Below are 388 nucleotides of genomic sequence, written 5' to 3' on the forward strand. Positions count from 1 at the left end.
ACCAAAACTAGAATGTTTATGGAATGATGTTGTGCATTTTTTACCATTGCATCCTTATGAGATTTATAAAGTATTACTGGAAATAGGAATAAACCTTCATACAAATAAACTGTTTTATAAAGTTCCTATTAGCGCATTGAAGGGTCAGTGTATGGCAATATACAAGTACTCAAAGCATAATTGGGGTGGACCAAATAGAGAATTAAAAGAATGCGAAATAGAAATCATCAACTTTAATGAATATAGAGAATTAAAGCAATTAAATACCTGCACCAAAGAATATTACAGGGAGGAATATGAAAAGGGTAGAAGATTTGGGATGTTTCACTTAATTCCACATGTTCTTGTCAAAGGAAAAATAGAGGTGAAAAATCTTGAAATAATAAAT

The 388-nt window shown here is 30.4% G+C and carries 1 protein-coding gene; it reads left to right on the forward strand.

Annotated elements, in window-relative coordinates; translation table 11 throughout:
• Positions 1 to 388: hypothetical protein (locus tag RCF13_RS18450; protein WP_308141443.1), on the forward strand; the 388-nt coding region annotated here is incomplete at both ends.

Origin of the sequence: Stenotrophomonas maltophilia group sp. RNC7 (assembly GCF_030910085.1) — a bacterium.
In the GTDB taxonomy this organism is placed as follows: domain Bacteria; phylum Pseudomonadota; class Gammaproteobacteria; order Xanthomonadales; family Xanthomonadaceae; genus Stenotrophomonas; species Stenotrophomonas sepilia.